This is a genomic window from Belnapia moabensis DSM 16746 (genome assembly GCF_000745835.1).
Lineage (GTDB): Bacteria > Pseudomonadota > Alphaproteobacteria > Acetobacterales > Acetobacteraceae > Belnapia > Belnapia moabensis.
On sequence record NZ_JQKB01000002.1, the window covers coordinates 174,983 to 190,227 of the forward strand.

The 15,245-nt window shown below is 70.3% G+C and carries 14 protein-coding genes; 11 read left to right on the plus strand and 3 right to left on the minus strand.

Annotation, left to right across the window (positions count from 1 at the left end):
• Positions 1–7: 7 nt before the first annotated feature.
• From EP26_RS01835 to tssH, 3 genes are all read right to left on the minus strand, one after another.
• Positions 8–475: an Hcp family type VI secretion system effector gene (locus tag EP26_RS01835; RefSeq protein WP_043335041.1), complete on the minus strand. Its 468-nt coding sequence runs from the start codon at positions 473–475 to the stop codon at positions 8–10.
• 106 nt (positions 476–581) lie between these two features.
• The gene (locus EP26_RS01840) at positions 582–1,055 is read right to left on the minus strand and encodes an Hcp family type VI secretion system effector (protein WP_043335043.1); all 474 of its coding nucleotides are present in this window, start codon (positions 1,053–1,055) and stop codon (positions 582–584) included.
• Positions 1,055–3,757: a type VI secretion system ATPase TssH gene (tssH, locus tag EP26_RS01845; RefSeq protein ID WP_052388683.1), complete on the minus strand. Its 2,703-nt coding sequence runs from the start codon at positions 3,755–3,757 to the stop codon at positions 1,055–1,057. The genes EP26_RS01840 and tssH overlap by 1 nt, the downstream gene beginning before the upstream one ends.
• A gap of 144 nt (positions 3,758–3,901) precedes the next feature.
• On the opposite strand from tssH, the gene tssA reads away from it, so the two are divergent.
• The 11 genes from tssA to EP26_RS01900 all read left to right on the plus strand — a co-directional run bounded on the left by tssA (position 3,902) and on the right by EP26_RS01900 (position 15,245).
• Positions 3,902–5,041: a type VI secretion system protein TssA gene (gene tssA, locus EP26_RS01850; RefSeq protein WP_043335045.1), complete on the plus strand. Its 1,140-nt coding sequence runs from the start codon at positions 3,902–3,904 to the stop codon at positions 5,039–5,041.
• 110 nt (positions 5,042–5,151) lie between these two features.
• Positions 5,152–5,661, plus strand: coding sequence for a type VI secretion system contractile sheath small subunit (tssB, locus tag EP26_RS01855; RefSeq protein ID WP_043335047.1), 510 nt, complete (start codon positions 5,152–5,154; stop codon positions 5,659–5,661).
• A gap of 3 nt (positions 5,662–5,664) precedes the next feature.
• Complete coding sequence (gene tssC / locus EP26_RS01860; protein ID WP_043335048.1) at positions 5,665–7,158, plus strand: type VI secretion system contractile sheath large subunit; 1,494 nt, start codon at positions 5,665–5,667, stop codon at positions 7,156–7,158.
• 76 nt (positions 7,159–7,234) lie between these two features.
• Positions 7,235–8,815: a type VI secretion system contractile sheath large subunit gene (tssC, locus tag EP26_RS01865; protein ID WP_052388685.1), complete on the plus strand. Its 1,581-nt coding sequence runs from the start codon at positions 7,235–7,237 to the stop codon at positions 8,813–8,815.
• Positions 8,812–9,615 (plus strand): type VI secretion system accessory protein TagJ, encoded by an 804-nt coding sequence (locus EP26_RS01870; RefSeq protein ID WP_043335051.1) that lies wholly within the window; start codon positions 8,812–8,814, stop codon positions 9,613–9,615. Before tssC (EP26_RS01865) ends, EP26_RS01870 begins: the two co-directional genes overlap by 4 nt.
• Positions 9,612–10,112 (plus strand): type VI secretion system baseplate subunit TssE, encoded by a 501-nt coding sequence (tssE, locus tag EP26_RS01875; protein ID WP_043335053.1) that lies wholly within the window; start codon positions 9,612–9,614, stop codon positions 10,110–10,112. The genes EP26_RS01870 and tssE overlap by 4 nt, the downstream gene beginning before the upstream one ends.
• A 1-nt stretch (position 10,113) precedes the next feature.
• Positions 10,114–11,937, plus strand: a complete 1,824-nt coding sequence (gene tssF, locus EP26_RS01880) for a type VI secretion system baseplate subunit TssF (RefSeq protein WP_043335055.1) — start codon at positions 10,114–10,116, stop codon at positions 11,935–11,937.
• On the plus strand, positions 11,901–12,926 hold the full coding sequence (tssG, locus tag EP26_RS01885) for a type VI secretion system baseplate subunit TssG (protein ID WP_052388686.1): 1,026 nt from the start codon (positions 11,901–11,903) through the stop codon (positions 12,924–12,926). Before tssF ends, tssG begins: the two co-directional genes overlap by 37 nt.
• A 118-nt stretch (positions 12,927–13,044) precedes the next feature.
• Positions 13,045–13,620, plus strand: coding sequence for an OmpA family protein (locus tag EP26_RS01890; protein WP_043335057.1), 576 nt, complete (start codon positions 13,045–13,047; stop codon positions 13,618–13,620).
• Positions 13,621–13,665: 45 nt separating this feature from the next.
• A complete protein-coding gene (locus tag EP26_RS01895; protein ID WP_052388687.1) occupies positions 13,666–14,307 on the plus strand; it encodes an OmpA family protein in 642 nt (213 codons plus the stop codon).
• An 8-nt stretch (positions 14,308–14,315) separates the two neighbouring features.
• Complete coding sequence (locus EP26_RS01900) at positions 14,316–15,245, plus strand: hypothetical protein (protein ID WP_043335058.1); 930 nt, start codon at positions 14,316–14,318, stop codon at positions 15,243–15,245.

Here is a 15,245-nt window from a genome sequence, read left to right on the forward strand (position 1 = left end):
CGCCGGCCTACTGCCCCTGGGGAACGTTGTAGAGGATGTTGGCGGAAACGCCCGTGAAGTCGTCGGTATAGGAAGTGTGCTGAATATCGATCGAGCTGAAGTTGAGCGAGAAGCTGTCCAACGGCATCCCGTCCGAACTGCCGGCATGTGCGAAGGACAGGATCCCGACGTCGGTCAGCGTATAGACCATGTAGGGGAGCAGCATCGCCTGGCCCTGCCGGACGAAGCTGATGGTAACCTTGCGGTCGAACTTGCCGGTGAAACCCTCGGTCAACAGGCCGATGGAACTCTTGTCGCTCAGCTTGGAGCAGTTGACCTCGCTTACCGAAGGCTCGACCCGCGCCCGCGCGCCGGAATGGACCGCGGAGCCGCTGCGCGACATCGACCAACTCACCGAGGCCAACTCGATATAGCCGCTTTCGCCGTTCAGGCTGTGCTCGCCTTCGACACCCTCATACTTCATGAAAATAGCCATGAGGCTGCCTCGGCACAATATTCAGGAGGACGGGAACGAGGCCCGGGCGGCAGGGATGCGACGGCAGGCCGCCGCATCCCCTTTCCCGGACGGGAGCAGCGCTGTCTTACGACCCGGTGCCCTTGGACAGGTCCCAGGTGTAGTAGACCGGCGAGCCGGTGAGGTCGTCGCCGACCGGGTTGTAGCCGAGCTTCACCTTGTCGAAGTTCAGGCTGAGCGATTCGTTCGGCCGGTCGCCACCGGAGCTCATCGAGAAGCCGGAAACGCCGCAGCCCTCGAGATCGACGGTGAAGTAGGCGGTCGGCTTCGCGCCGCCGGTGCGGACGAAGCGGATCTCGACCTTCTTGTCGAGCTTGCCGTGCAGCGCTTCCTCGAACAGCTTGATGCTGGTGTTGTCGCTCTGCTTGGTGATCGTGATCTCGCTGACGGACACCACGGAGCCTTCACGGGTCGAGGTGCCGCGGGCCGAGGCGATGGCGCGGCCGACGCCGAACTGGAAGCTGCCGACCTCGAAGAAGTCGGAGAAGCCTTCGACCTTCGACTCGCCCTTGATATCGCCGTACTTCACGAGAATCGCCATTACTTTATCCCTTTCTGCCTGCCCGGCTCCCGGTGACGGCCCGCTGCCGTCGCCTTGCCGATATCATACTGGAACGTACCCCCCTCGCCCATCGCGACCTTCACCCGGCCGACCTCGCCGCCTTCCGCCAATCGCGAAAGAATTCGAGATGACAACTCGGGTAGCATCGTACGGTTGAGGATATTTTCAATATTTCGTGCGCCGCTTTCAACCTCTTTGCAGCGGGCGACGATGGCCTCCGGCACGCTCTCATCCACCTCGAACTCGACCCCGTAGGCCGACTTCACTCGCCGCCCGATCCGCTTCAGCTGCAACCCGACGATCAGCTTCATGATGTCGTCGGCCAGCGGGTAGTAGGTGACGATGTTGCAGCGGCCGAGGAAGGCCGGCTTGAACACCTTCAGCAGGTCGGGCCTGAGCGCCTCGGTCAGCGCTTCCGGCTCCGGCATCAGGTCCGGGTCGGCGCAGAGCTTGGCAATGGTGTCCGTCCCGGCATTCGAGGTCATGATGATGACGGTGTTGCGGAAGTCGATGTCCCGCCCCTCCCCGTCCTTCATGTTGCCCTTGTCGAAGACCTGGTAGAACACGTCCTGCACGCCGGGATGGGCCTTCTCCATCTCGTCCAGCAGCACGACGCTGTAGGGCCGCCGCCGCACCGCCTCGGTCAGCACGCCGCCCTCGCCGTAGCCCACATAGCCCGGCGGCGAGCCCATCAGGAGCGAGACCTTATGCTCCTCCTTGAACTCGCTCATGTTGATCGTCGTCAGGTTCTGCTCGCCGCCATAGAGCAGGTCGGCGACGGCCAGCGCCGTCTCCGTCTTGCCGACGCCTGAGGTGCCGACCATCATGAAGACGCCGATCGGCTTGCGCGGATCGGTCAGCCCGGCGCGATTTGTCTGAATCGCCTGCGCGATGGCCGCCAGCGCATGCGGCTGGCCGACAACGCGCTCCTCCAGTTTGTCCTTCAGGTTCAGGATGGTCTTGATCTCGTCCGAGACCATTCGCCCGACCGGGATGCCGGTCCAGGTAGCAACCACCTCGGCGACGGCTTGGCCATCGACCACCGGATGCACCAGCGGCTCCTCGCCCTGAAGCGCATGCAGCGCCTCGGTAGCGCTGGCGAGCGCCGCCTTGGCCTCAGCCGCCTCGGTCCCGGCCGCCATCGCCGCCTCGATCGCCTCGCGCGATTCGCGGATGCGGGCGACGAGCTCCTTCTCCTCCTTGTAGCGCGCCTCAAGCGAAGCGAGCGCGGCGCCGACCGCCCCCCGCTCCTCCTCCAGCGCGCCGCGCCGCGCCGCATGGTCCTGACCCGCCGCCTCCTCGCGCGCGATGGCGCCGAGCTCGGTGGCGATGAGGTCGAGACGCCGCCGCCGGTCCTCGATCGGCGCCGGCTCCGCCGCCTGGCTCATGGCGACGCGGGCGCAAGCGGTATCGAGGAGCGAGACGCCCTTGTCCGGCAGTTGGCGCGCCGGAATATATCGGGCCGAGAGCACGCAGGCCTGCTCCACCGCCTCATCGAGGATGCGGACGCCGTGGTGCTTCTCCAGCACCGGCACCAGCCCGCGCAACATGGCCTGGGCGAGCGGCACGGCGGGCTCGCCCACCTGCACCACCTGGAAGCGCCGCGTCAGCGCCGCATCCTTCTCGAAGTACTTCTTGTACTCGGCCCAGGTCGTGGCCGCGAGGCAGCGCAGCTCGCCACGCGCCAGCGCCGGCTTCAACAGGTTGGCGGCGTCATTCTGACCCTGCGCGCCACCGGCGCCGATCAGCGTATGCGCCTCGTCGATGAACATGACGACCGGCACCGGCGAAGCCTTCACCGCGTCGATGACGCCCTTCAGCCGGTTCTCGAATTCGCCCTTCACGCCCGCACCGGCCTGCAGCAGGCCAAGGTCGAGCGACATCAGCTTCACCTTGCGCAGCGCCTCCGGCACGTCGCCGGCGGCTATGCGCAGCGCGAGGCCCTCCGCGACCGCGGTCTTGCCGACGCCCGGCTCGCCGGTGAGGATCGGGTTGTTCTGCCGGCGCCGCGTCAGGATGTCGATGACCTGGCGGATCTCGCCATCACGGCCGAGGATCGGGTCGATCTTCCCCGCCTTCGCCTGCGCCGTAAGGTCGGTGCAGAACTGCTCCAGCGGCCCACCGCCGCGGGGCGCCTCGCCCGGTGCACCACCCATGGCCGCCGGCGCCTCGCCCGGCAGCGGCGCGCCGGCTTCCCCGGCCTCCTCGCTGCCTTCGCAAAGCGTGTCGAGCCCGCCGCGCCGCAGCGCATCGGCCGGCACGGAGAGCAGGCTCGGCGCGCTGTCCTTCACCGTGCGTTGGAGCACCTCGTCCGACAGCAGCGCCGCCAGCATATGGCCGGAGCGGATGCGCCCGGTCCCGCCCTCCAGCGAGGCCAGCATCCAAGCTTCCCGCAACCAGGTGACGATGTCCGGCGAGAGCGAGGGCGCCCGCGCATTGCCCGTGCGCAGTTTGTCGAGCGCACGGGTCAGCTCGGCGATTACTCGGCCGCTGTCGATACCCTGCTTGCGCAGCAGGACGTTGATGTCGGTGCCCTGGGTCTCGACCAGCTTCAGCAGCAGGTGCTCGATCTCGACATTGTAGTGGGAGCGCGACAAGGTCAGCCCGGCCGCTGCCTCGAGCTGCCGCCGGCCGAGGGCGCTGAGCCGGCCGACGAGGGATTTCAGGTCGATCGGCACCATGGCCTGTTAATCTCCCGCCAACTACTTCGGCCGTTGCTTCGAATGGTCGGGACCGTAAACAATTTGGGTAAGCGCTGTCCAGCATGATAGCGTATCGGTTGCGGGCCCGCGGGCCTTTATTTCACCAGCAAGAGTCGATCCTGCATGTCGGGTAGCTTGTTCGATATTGAGACGTTGCTCGCTCCCCTCGACGGAGCCGATGGCGCCGGCACCGATTTGCGCAGTGACTACTCGCCCGCCTCGCCCTACCAGAAGCTGCGCGACGCGCGGGCCGAGGCCAGGGCCGAGGAGCGCGCGCTCGAAACCTCGGAGGAAGCCGAGCCCGCCGTGCCGCAGGGCTGGCGCGAGGTGAAGCGCCTCGGCCTCGACTGCATCGGCAGCCGCAGCAAGGATTTCGAGGTCGCCGCCTGGCTGCTGGAGTCGCTGGTCCGGCTCGACGGCCTGCCCGGCCTCATCGCCGGCTCGGAGCTGCTGACCGGCTTGCTGGAGCGCTACTGGGAGCCTGGCTTCCCCCAGCCCGACGAGGACGGGATGGATGTCCGCGCCGCCCCGCTGAGCGGCCTCTCCGGCGAGGGGGCCGACGGCACGCTGATGCAGCCGCTGCGCCGCATTCCGCTCTTCCGCCGCCCCGACGGGCGTGGCGTCAGCCTTTATCTCTGGAAGGTCGCCGAAGACACGGCCGCGATCCCCGACGAGGGTGAGAATCGCCGCCGCCGCCAGGCCCGCTACGAGGCCGGCGTGCCCGAGCTGAAGGCGCTCGAGACCGAGGCCCGCATCGATGCCGCGACGCTCCGCCGCACCGCGCAGCAGGCGGTGGCGGCGCAGCGCGCCTGGGCCGCGCTCGGCACGCAGATGGACGCCCGCTTCGGCGACATCGCGCCGAATACCCGGCGCGTTACCGAGGCGCTGGAGCAGATCCTGGCGATGGCGACGCGGCTGGTCGGCCCCGTTGCCGAGGAAACACCGGAGAATGCCAACACGGTGGCGGCAGTGGAGGAGGTGACGGCGGTGGCGGAGCAGGGGCCGGCGATGGGCGGCGTGATGGCAGCGGCACCCCGCGCGCTGCGGACCCGGGAGGATGCGATCCGCCAGCTCGAGGAGCTCGCGGAGTTCTTCCGCAAGACGGAGCCGCATTCGCCGCTCGCATATACCCTCGCCGATGCCGTCCGCCGCGCCCGCCTGCCGCTGCCGGAGCTGCTGGCCGAGGTTCTGCCGGACAGCGGCGCACGCCAAGCGATGCTCACCATGCTCGGTATCCGTACCGCCATGGGCGAGAACGAGTGACCGGCTGATCAACCGATCAGCAAGGGTTTGATTGACGGCAATTGTCCGCGCCGCGTATCGTGTTGGCCCTACGCCAGAACCGTTGCCGGTGCGAATTGGGAGAAAGTAGGATGAGCGGTAGCGTTCACCAGAAGCTGGCTCGGGTCCGCAAACCACGTGTCCACATCACCTATGAGGTCGAGACCGAGGGCGCCGCCGTCGAGCGCGAGCTGCCATTCGTCGTCGGCGTCATGGGCGATTTCGCGGGCGACCCCACCGAGCCGCTGAAGCCGCTGGCCGAGCGGAAATTCGTCCAGATCGACCGGGACAATTTCAACGATGTCATGGCCCGCATCCAGCCCGGCCTGAACATCAAGGTCGACAACACCCTGGCCGGCGATGGCAGCCAGATGGCGGTCAACCTGAAATTCCGCTCGATCGAGGATTTCGAGCCGGCGAAGGTGGCCGAGCAGGTGCCGGCGCTGAAGGCGCTGATGGATACCCGCGCCAAGCTGCGCGACCTGATGAGCAAGGTGGACCGCTCGGACGAGCTCGAAGGGCTGCTCGAGGAGGTTCTTCAGGACAAGGACAAGCTGGCGGCGCTGTCGTCCCAGCTCGGCCTCGACAAGCAGGGGGGCTGATCCATGAGCGAAACACAATCCTCGGCCGCCGCCGCCACGACGACCACGGAGGAGGCCGGGCTCGGCCTGCTCGACCAGGTCCTCGGCGCCACCAAGCAGACCGAGCGCGACCGCGCCCAGGACCTCATCAAGGCGCTGACCGAGGAGGCGCTGAAGGGCACCGTCACCTACAGCCGCAATCTCACCCAGACTTTCGACCGCGCCATCGCCGCGCTGGATGCCAAGATCAGCACCCAGCTCAACGCGGTGATGCACAACGAGCGCTTCCTGAAGCTCGAAGGCTCGTGGCGCGGGCTGCACTACCTGGTCATGAACAGCGAGACGAGCACCTCGCTCAAGCTGCGCATGCTTCAGTGCAGCAAGCGCGAGCTGTCGCGCGACCTGCAGCGCGCAGTTGAGTTCGACCAGAGCCAGATGTTCAAGAAGATCTACGAGAACGAGTTCGGCACGCCGGGCGGCGAGCCCTATGGCGCGCTCGTCGGCGACTACGAGTGGACCAACCACCCGGACGACATCGAGACGCTGCGCCTCGCCTCCAACGTCGCGGCCAGCGCCTTCGCGCCCTTCATCTCGGGCGTCGGCGCCGGCATGTTCGGCTTCTCCGACTGGCGCGAGCTGTCGAAGCCGCGCGACCTCTCCAAGATTTTCGAGACGGCGGAATACGCCAAGTGGCGTTCTTACCGCGACACCGAGGACAGCCGCTTCGTCACCCTCGTCATGCCGCGCGTCATCGCGCGCCTGCCCTATGGCGCGGGCACCGTCCCGGTCGAGGAATTCGGCTATGAGGAGGCGCCCTTCGACGAAGCCGGCCGCGCCAAGGCGATGGACCACAACGACTATTGCTGGATGAACGCGGCCTATGTGATGGCCCAGCGCCTCACCGACAGCTTCGCCCAGACCAGCTTCTGCGTCGCCATCCGCGGCGCCGAGGGCGGCGGCAAGGTGCAGAACCTGCCGACCCACGTCTTCACCTCGGACGACGGCGACATGGACGCCAAGTGCCCGACCGAAATCGGCATCACCGACCGGCGCGAGGCGGAGCTGTCCTCGCTCGGCTTCCTGCCGCTCTTGCACTACCGCAACACCGACTACGCGGTCTTCTTCGGCGCCCAGTCCACCCAGAAGCCGAAGAAGTACGACCGGCCGGAGGCGACCTCCAACGCCGCCATCTCGGCCCGCCTGCCCTACCTGATGGCGACCAGCCGCTTCGCCCATTTCCTCAAGGTCATGGCGCGCGACAAGATCGGCTCCTTTATGGAGTCCTCGGACTGCGAGCAGTGGCTGAACCGCTGGATTCTCAACTACGTCAACGGCAACCCGAGCGCGGGTGCCGAGACCAAGGCGCGCTATCCGCTGCGCGAGGCCAAGGTCGAGGTGAAGGAGATTCCGGGCCGTCCCGGCTCCTACAACGCCGTCGCCTATCTGCAGCCCTGGCTGCAGATGGAGGAGCTGACGACCTCCATGCGGATGGTCGCCCGCATTCCCCAGAAGGCATGACCATACAGGCCTGACCTGATCTGGCCCGGCTCCGGCCGGGCCAACGCCTATGTGTCGGGAGAGGGAGCTCCGCAGCATGGATGGATCGCCGGCCGCGGCGACGGCCGATGCTGGTGCCGGGGCTTCGGCTCCGCCGCCCTTGCGCGCGGCCGCCCTCGCCGGCGCCTTCCTCGGCCGATCCGGCGCCGCCGCGGCCGATGGCATCGCCAGCTTCCTGGTCGAGGGCTCGGCCAGCGCCCTGCATCTCTGGTTCGGCGCCGACAGCCTCGCCGCCATCCTTGCGCATGACAACAGCCGGCGAGGCCGGGCCGAGGCCATGGCGCGGCTGGAGGAAGCCGTCGACCGCGACATCGCCACCATCGACCGGCTGATCTCGGAACAGCTTGATGCCGTGCTGCGGCAGGAACGCCTGCGCCGGCTGGAGGGGTCCTGGCGTGGCCTCCATTGGCTGGTCAACCGGCTGCCGCCGGGGCGGAGCTGCAAGGCGAAGCTTCTGACCCTCCGCTGGTCGGAGCTCTGCCGCGACTTCGAGCGCGCCATCGAATTCGACCAGAGCCAACTCTTCAAGAAGGTTTATGAAGAAGAGTTCGGCACCCCTGGCGGCGAGCCCTACGGCCTGCTCTGCGGCGACTGGGAGCTGCGCCCCTTCCCCGGCCCCGGCAGCAACACCGACGACGTCTCCGGCCTCGACGCCCTGGCCGCCGTCGCCGCCGCCGCCTTCGCGCCGACGGTCGTCGCCGCCCATCCCTCGCTGTTCGGCCTCGACCAGTGGCAGGAGCTCGGCCCCGCCATCGACCCGACCGAGCCGATGCGTGGGCCGGAGCGCCGCCGCTGGCGCAGCCTGCAGGAGCGGGAGGACACCCGCTTCCTCTCCGTGCTGCTGCCGCGCGTCCTCGCCCGCCCGCCCTGGCCGGATAACGGTGCCCGAGCCGACCGCTTCCGCTACCGGACGGATGCCGGCCAGCCCGGCGCCCGCGCCTGGATGAGTCCGGTCTACCCGCTCGCCGCCGTCGCCATGCGCGCCTTCGCCAGCCATGGCTGGCCGGCCGATATCCGCGGCGCCACCGTCCATGCCGCACCCATGGGCGGCGTCGTCGACGGCCTCCCGGTGGAACGCCTCCGCTCCGACCCGCCCGGTCCACCGCCTCGCCCGCCGATCGAGCTGGCGCTCACCGACGACCAGGAGCGCCAGGTGGTGGAGGCCGGGCTGATGCCGCTGATCGGCCTCGAGGGCCTGCCGGAGGCCGCCTTCGCCGCCGCCCCCAGCCTGCACCGCCCGCCGCGGATGACCGGCGAGGCGGCCAATGCCAACCAGCGCCTTTCAGCGCAGTTCAACGCCGTACTTTGCGTCAGCCGCTTCGCCCATTGCGTGAAGATGATGGGTCGCGACATGGTCGGCAGCTTCAAGACACCGCAGGAGATCGAGCGGCGGCTGCAGACCTGGCTGATGCAATTCACCAGCACGACCAGCGGCGCCGCCGGGGAGAGTGGCGCCCGCCAGCCGCTCCGCGCCTCCAAGGTCGAGGTGCGCGAGAAGCCGGGCCAACCCGGCGTCTTCGGCTGCACGATCCAGATGCAACCGCATTTCCAGCTGGATGAGGTGGGCGCTGCCTTCCGGCTGGTCACCGACCTTTCCGCGCCGAGGGCCGCAGCATGACCACGATCGGTGACGCTTTCCAGAAGGGCGACCTGCCCGCCGCCATCGCCGCCGCCACCGCCGGGGTGAAGGCCGCCCCGCGCGATGCCGGCGCGCGCTGGCTGCTGACGGAGATGCTGCTCTTCTCCGGCGATGTGGAGCGCGCCGACCGCACGCTCGACAGCGTGGTGGAGGACGAGCCCTCCCCCGCCGTCCTCGAATTCCGCCGCCTGCTGCGCGCCGAGGTGGTCCGCCGCCAGGTCTTCGGCGAGGGCCGCGTGCCGAAATTCCAGGGCGACGAGGCGACACCGGCGCAGACGGCAGCGATGCGCGCCGTCACCCTGCTCCGCCTCGGTGATGCCGCCGGCGCGGCCGCCGCGGCAGTGGAGGCAGAGGAACTCCGCCCCCGCGCCCCCGGCGAGGCCGAGGCGCCGGATGGCAAGGTCACGCCCTTCGACGACTTCCGCGACGCCGACGACCTGTTCAGCCCGCATCTCGAGGTGCTGACGGCCGGCGGCGAATACATGTGGGTGCCGATCGAGCGGCTGCAGAGCCTGGTCTTCGAGGCACCCCGTCGCCCGCGCGACCTCTTCTGGCGCCGCACCAACCTCACCTTGAAGGACGGCACCGAAGGCCTCGTCTTCGTCCCCGCCATCTATCTCTGGACCGATCCCGTGACGCCTACCGCGCTCAAGCTCGGCCGCGAGACGGATTGGCCCGATGCCGGCGCCGGCCCGGTACGCGGCCTCGGCCAGCGCGTCTTCCTCGCCGGCGAGGACGCCCTGCCGCTCGCCGATGCAGGCACGCTGACCTTCGCATGAGCGATGCGACGCGCGGCTGGCGCATTCGGCTGCCGCTGCTGGACCGGCTGCTGGATGCCGATCCGGCGGCGCCGGTCGACCCACCGGTCACCCAGGCCTATGCGGTGGAGCTGCTGCGCCAGGCGGTGCGGCGCGACATGGAGGCGCTGCTGAATGCCCGCCGCCGCCGCGTCCCGCTGCCTGCCGAGCTCGCCGCCCTGCCCGCCTCGCCCCTCGGCTATGGCGTGCCGGACCCGACCGCCGGCAGCTTCACCGAGGATGAACGGCGCGAGGCCCTGGCCACCGAGGTCGAGGCCGCCATCCGCCGCTTCGAGCCGCGCCTGACCAATGTTCGGGTGACCCTCGCCAAGTCGCCGCGCGAGCGGGCGGAGCCGCTCGACCGCACGCTCCGCCTCCGCGTCGAGGCGGTGCTGCGCAGCGACCCGGTGCCGGAGCAGATCAGCTTCGAGACGCAGCTCCGCCCCGTTACGCTCGACGTCTCGGTGCGCGAGGGCTGAGATGTCGGAGACGCTGCTTCCCTATTTCAATCGCGAGCTGGCTGCCATCCGCAAGGATGCGGGCGAATTCGCCGAGGCCTTCCCCAAGGTCGCCGGCCGCCTCCGCCTCTCCGCAGAGACGGTGGACGACCCCTTCGTCGCCCGGCTGCTGGAGGGCATCGCCTTCCTCGCCGCGCGCGTCCAGCACCGGCTGGATGACGAGCTGCCCGAGATCAGCGACGCGCTGCTCGAGATGCTCTCGCCGCATCTGCTGGCCCCCGTCCCATCCATGACCACGCTCCGCCTCGCCCCGCCCGCCGATACGCGGGCGCCGGTGAAGGTGCCGCGCGGCCTCGCGGTGGAGACAGAGCCGGTGCGCGGCGAGCCCGTCCGCTTCCGCACCTGCCACGACGTGACGCTCTGGCCCCTCGTCATCGATTCCGCGCGCCTCTCCGGCCTGCCGCTCACCGCGCCGACCAACCCGCGTGCGACCGGCGCCGTCGCTTGCCTCCGCCTGACGCTGCGCACCGCCTCGCCCGACCTGCCGATGGCGGAGCTCGGCCTCGACCGGCTGCGGCTGCATCTCCGCGGCATCGGCCCGGCCGCCGCCCAGCTCCACGAGCTGCTCTGCACCGCGACCATGTCCATCGCCCTTGCCGACGGCCCGGCCGATGCGCGCCCCACCATCCTCGGCGCCGGCGCCTTGCAGCCCGGCGGCTTCGAGGCGGAGGAAGCTGCGCTGCCCTGGCCGCGCCGCGCCTTCGCCGGGCACCGGCTGCTGACCGAATTCTTCGCCTTCCCCGAGAAATTCCTTTACCTCGACCTCGACGGACTCGATGCTCGCAGCCTCGTCCAGAAGGGCGACCGGCTGGAGGTCTTCATCTACCTCTCCCGTTCCATGCCGGAACTCGAGCGGACCTTGTCGGCGGAGAATTTTGCACTCGCCTGCACGCCGGCGGTGAATCTCTTCCCGCAGCGCTGCGAGCCCATCGCGCTCGACGGCACCCAATCCGAATGGCTGGTCGTGCCCGATGCCCGCCGCCCGACCGCGCTCGAAGTCTATGCCGTCGAACAGGTGCGCGAGAGCCGCGCCGACGGCACCCGCCGCTTCGTCTTGCCCTTCCACCGGCTCGGCCGCGCCGATGCCGAGGGCGAGGCCGCCGAGGCCCACTACATCGCCAGCCGCCGCCCCGCCCCGCCGACGCTCGGCGGCACGGAGACGCTGCTCAGCCTGCGCGATGCCGCCTTCGACCCGCATCGCCCGGCCGATGGCGTGCTGACGGTGGAAGCGCTCTGCTGCAACCGCGACCTGCCGAGCATGCTGCCCTTCGGCGGCGGCCAGCCGCAGCTCCGCATCGCCACCGGCGGGTCGCCCGCCGCCTTCGCCGAGGCGCTCTCGCCGCCGACGCCGACGCTCCGCCCCAATCTCCGCGAGCGCGGCGCCTGGAAGCTGATCTCGCATCTCGCGCTCAACCATCTCTCGGTCAGCGGCGGCGAGGCCGGGGCGCTGGCGCTCCGCGAGATGCTCCGCCTGCACGACCTCCGCGACAGCGCCGAAAGCCGCTCCTCCCTCGCCGCCCTGCTCGCGGTCGATGCCCGCCCCGGCGTCGCCCGCCTCCCCGGCGGCAGGCCCGGCGCGCTGGTGCGCGGCCTCGACGTCACGCTGACCTATGACGCGCAACGCTGGCAGGGCGGCGGGCTCTATCTGATGGCGGCGATCCTCGAGCGCTTCCTCTCGCTCCAGGTCTCGGTCAACGCCTTCGTCCGCACCGGCGTCGCGCTGCGCGGCCGCACCGGATACGTCGCGCAATGGCCGGCGCGAAGCGGCACGCGGTCGCTGCTGTGAACGCTCTGCCGCCGCCCATCCGTGCGCTGCCCGCCGCGCCCCGCGCCAGACTGATGCAGGAGCCGACGCGCTTCAGCCTCGACCAAGCGGCGCATCTGCTCGCCCCAGGCGGCGACCTCCTGGCGCTGCGCTACCGCACAGTGCTCCGCCTGGGCTATCCCGAGGGCGAGATCGGCCCGCCTCGCGCCGAGGGGCGACAGCTCCCCGTCACCACCTTCGGCCTGGTCGGCGCCGGAGGCGTGCTGCCGCGGCACTTCACCGCCCTGGTCGGCGCAGAGCAGCGCAAGCGCTCGGAGGCGTTGCACGCCTTCCTCGACATGGGCGCCTCGCGCTTCACCGGCCTCTTCGTCAAGGCAGGCGACAAGTACCGGCCGACGCGGGACCCGGCGCCGGCCGAGCGGGCGTTGGGCGCCGTCATCGGCCTCGCCACGCCGCATCTCGAGGGGCGGCTCGGCCTCGACCTCCCGCGGCTGCTCTATCATGCCGGCAACCTCGCCTCCCGCAGCCGCTCCGCTGCCCGCTTGCAGGCCATGCTGGAGGAGGAGACGGGCCTGCCTGTCCGGATCGAGGAGTTCGCCGGTGGCTGGATTCGCCTGCCGCCAAGTGAACAGACGCGCCTTGCCGGCGGCGGCCGCGGCCGGGCGCTCGGCGGCCAGCATGCGCTGCTCGGACAGGGCGCCGTCGCCGGGGCGCAGACCTGGGACAGCCAAGCCCGGTTCACCATCCGCATCGGCCCACTCGACCGTGAACGCTTCGATGCGATGCTGCCCGGCACGCCGCAGCATGGCCGCGTCCTCGCCCTCGCCCGTCTCTTCGCCGGCCTCGACACCAGCTTCGCCATCGCCCCGGTGCTGGCGGCGGACGCGATCCCGCCTCTGGCCCTCGGTCAGGACCGCCTCGGCTGGTCCTCCTGGCTCACCGCCTCGAAGCCGCGCCGCCGCGACGGGACGGAACCCCGCTTCGAAGGCAGCCTCGTCACGGCGATATGAGAACTGGAACGGCCAAAGGGTGCACATTCCACCTGAAACCTGGGCGCGCATGTCTATTGCGAGATGTGCGGACGGGTTGGATTTGCGCTAACATATCGCCCACGGACGGAGGCGCCTGATGACCCGCACTGGAACGACCCTGCTCATGCTCGGCATGGCGGCGCTGCTGGCGCCCGGCCAGGCAGGAGCCCAGCGCAGCCAGGCGGACAACCCCAGCATGCAGGAGCTGATCGAGCAGCTTCAACCGGGCAGCACCCGCGGCATCCGCGTCCCCGGCCAGGCGCCCTCCTCGCCCGCACCCGCCACGCCGGCGGCGCAGCGCACGACCACGGCCCCGCCTGGCACCGCCGCCGCCTCCATCATGCTGCGCTTTGCCACCGGCTCCGCCACGCTGACGCCCGAGGCCGAACGCAGCCTCGACGAGCTCGGCCGCGCCCTGGCCTCGCCCGATCTAGCCCCCTACCGCTTCCGCATCGAGGGCCATACCGACACGGTCGGCAGCCCTGGGCTCAACCAGGCCCTCTCCGAGCGCCGCGCCGCTGCCGTGCGCGACTACCTGACCACTCGCCACGGCGTCAGCGCCACACGGCTCGAATCGATCGGCCTCGGCGAAAGCCAGCCCTTGGTCGCCACCCCGGACGAAACCGCGGAGGCCCGCAACCGCCGGGTCCAGGTCATCAATCTCGGCAGCTAGGCTGCCATGTCCCCGCAACACTCTGATCGAGAAAGTACCCGCATCATGGCCCGGCTTCCGGTGCTGGCCTGCTTCGCAGCCACGCTCGCCCTCACGCTCCCTGCCATCGCCAGCGCCCAGAGCGACAGCGCGGCGCAATCCCTGATCGACCGGCTGAAGCCCTCGGGCGGCTCCGGCACCCGCGGCCTCCGGCTGCCGGGCGAGGCGCCGGCCCCCGCCCCGGTCGCCGCCCCGGCCCCGGTCTGGAGCGCGCCGGCGAAGCCCCAGGTACCGGAGCAGAGCGCGACCGCCCGTCCCCCCGCGCCCCGCGCCGCGCCGCGCGATACGACGGCGGATGCTCCCTCGGTTTCCATTACCGTCACCTTCCCGACCGGCTCCGCCGCGCTGACGCCGACGGCGGAGCGCGCCCTCGCCCCGCTCGGCCGGGCATTGGCCTCGCCCGACCTCGCCCCTTACCGCTTCCGCATCGAGGGCCATACCGACACGGTCGGCGATGCCGCGGTGAACCAGGCCCTGTCCGAGCGCCGCGCCGCCGCGGTGCGCGACTACCTCATCCGCGTCTATGGCGTGCCCGACAGCCGTATGGTCGCGGTCGGCTTCGGCTCCTCCCAGCCCCTGGTGCAGACGCCGCCGCAAGTGAATGAGCCGCGGAACCGCCGCGTCCAGGTCGTCAACCTCGGCAGCTGAGCCCGCCCATGCCGGGGGCCGATGACGATACGGTCAGGATTTCCCGCAGCAGGCCGGTGCGGCAATCGCGCCTCGGCCTGCCACGGGCCGCGGTCGCCCTGGGGGCGGTCGCCGCTGCCGCGACCGCGACCTGGGCCTTGATGGGTCCCTCGCCCCCGCCATCCCCGGCCCCACCGCCACCCGTCATCGCCGCCGCCCCTACGGTGCCGCTGCTGGCAGAGGCGGAGCTGCTCGCCCTCGCCCCGGACCGGCCGAGCCTGTTGCGGCTGCGCGAGAATCCCCGCGTCTTCGTCCTGCTCTTCCCAAGCCTCGCGCAGCAAGGTGCTGCGATGAACCGCGCCGCCGCGCTGGTGGAGAAGGCCGGGCTGCCGCGCGACCGCCTGCTCGACGGCGTCGAGCTCGCCGCCGCCATCGCCCGCAACGGCGACACGGCGGAGACCTGGTATCTTGGCCATGACTACCGCTCCGCCGATCTCGCCCGCTTCTTCGCCCTTGCCGAGCGCGACCGCGTGCCACTGACCGAAGCGGAGCTCTGGCTACGTGAGCAGTTCGTCACCGCCTCGGCGCTGGCCGGGCCCGGTCCCTTCGCCGTTGTCTCCGTCGCCAATCCCGGCGGACCGGTGGATGCGCCGATGCGCGATGCCGTGCTGCGGCACGAGATCGGCCATGGCCATTACTTCACCCGGCCCGGCTTCGCCGAGCATGTGCGGGCAGTCTGGCAGAACGGCTTCAGCGAGGCGGAGCGCGCCGCCTACCGCGCCTTCCTCGGCCGCGAGGGCTACGACACCGCCAATGAGGAGCTGATGGCCAACGAGGCCATGGCCTACACGCTCTTCACGCCCGATCCGCGCCTCTTCTCACCGGCCATGGTCGGCCTGCCGCCCGCCGCGGTCGAGCGGCTGCGCGGGCTGCTGCGCAGCGGGCTGCCCCTGCCGTAG